Source organism: Methylobacterium sp. 13MFTsu3.1M2 (genome assembly GCF_900112625.1).
Lineage (GTDB): Bacteria > Pseudomonadota > Alphaproteobacteria > Rhizobiales > Beijerinckiaceae > Methylobacterium.
The window spans coordinates 1-1227 of sequence record NZ_FOMM01000069.1 but is presented as its reverse complement, the minus strand read 5'-3'; the positions used below and the strand labels follow the sequence as shown (position 1 = coordinate 1227).

The 1227-nt window shown below is 69.7% G+C and carries 2 pseudogenes; one reads left to right on the top strand and one right to left on the bottom strand.

The window, feature by feature from the left end:
- Positions 1–714, top strand: a pseudogene (locus tag BM314_RS29895) (glycosyl transferase); the annotation flags it as partial.
- 137 nt (positions 715–851) lie between these two features.
- Here BM314_RS29895 and BM314_RS31205 read toward each other — a convergent pair.
- A pseudogene (locus tag BM314_RS31205) lies at positions 852–1127 on the bottom strand (transposase domain-containing protein); the annotation flags it as partial.
- Between the last annotated feature and the right edge of the window lie 100 nt (positions 1128–1227).

The window sequence follows — 1227 nt, the reverse complement described above, 5'->3', positions numbered from 1 at the left end:
GACGGGTTCGAGGAGCCGGATCCGGGCGAGCGGCGGGCGGCGTTCGGGGCGTTCCTGGCCGGCGCCGCGCGGGTGTTCGCGCCGTCGTCCGACACGGCGGGCCGGATCCGGGCGGTTTACCCGGATCTCGCCGTCACGGTGCGGCCGCATGTCGAGCCGGAGCGGTCGGTGCGTGACACCAGCCTCCAGCGGCCCGGCCGCGTCCGACGCGTCGCCGTGCTCGGCGGCATCAGTCTCCCTGAAGGCGGGCTGCTACTGCAGGCCCTGGCCATCGACGCGCGCGGGCGGGACCTGCCGCTGCATTTCACGATCGTGGGCCACTCGGACCCGGCCCTGACGGGCGGCCTCGCGCGCGCCGGCGTCACCGAGACGGGGCGGTACTCAACCGACGATCCGACCCTCGACCGGGTCGCCCAGGCGGCCCTCCAGATCACCGCGACCGGCCGTCACTGGGAGGACGACGAGACCCTCGATCTCGTCACCCAGGTCTCGGCCGACCTGATCCTGCTGCCGTCGATCTGGCCCGAGACCTACGCGTACGCGCTGACCCTGGCCCTGCGCACCGGCCTGCCGGTCGCCGCCTTCGACCTCGGCGCGCCGTCCGAACGGCTGCGCGGCGTACCGAACGGCCATCTCTTGCCCTGCGCACTCGCTACCGATCCGGCTACCTGCAACGACCGCCTGCTGGCCATCGACATTAAGCCGGTCAGTTGAGTCTCCATACCAGTTCAACTCGTAACCGGTGTTGACCTGTTGCGCGACAATTACAGCTTGATGGTCCGACGTGGCTCGAACGGCGCTATGCCGCGCCGTCGTAGATAGAATAGGCGCTCGACGAGTGGCCCAATCGGTCAGGCGGCCTGAGCACCGGCCGAGGCCGGCGACCAGTTCCAGGGCAATAGCTCGGCCAGGCGCTTGGCCGATAAGCGGCGAGGCGGGTGAGCACGTCGCGCAGGCCGGCCTCCGGATCGAGCTCGTTGAGCTTGGCCGTCTCGATCAGCGTTAGCAGGCGGCCACTGGCTCAGCGCTCCGCTCCAAGCCGGCGAACCGATAGTTCTTGCGCCCGATCGTGACGGACCGCAGCGCCCGCTCGGCCGGTTGTTGTCGGCGGCGATCCACCCGTTGTCGAACACCTAGAGCGGCATCCGATCAGGTTGCGTCGTATCCTGCAGCGGCAAGGTAGGCTCGACATTCAGCTGGCGCGAAGCGGGTTAGGCTGCGCCGTAT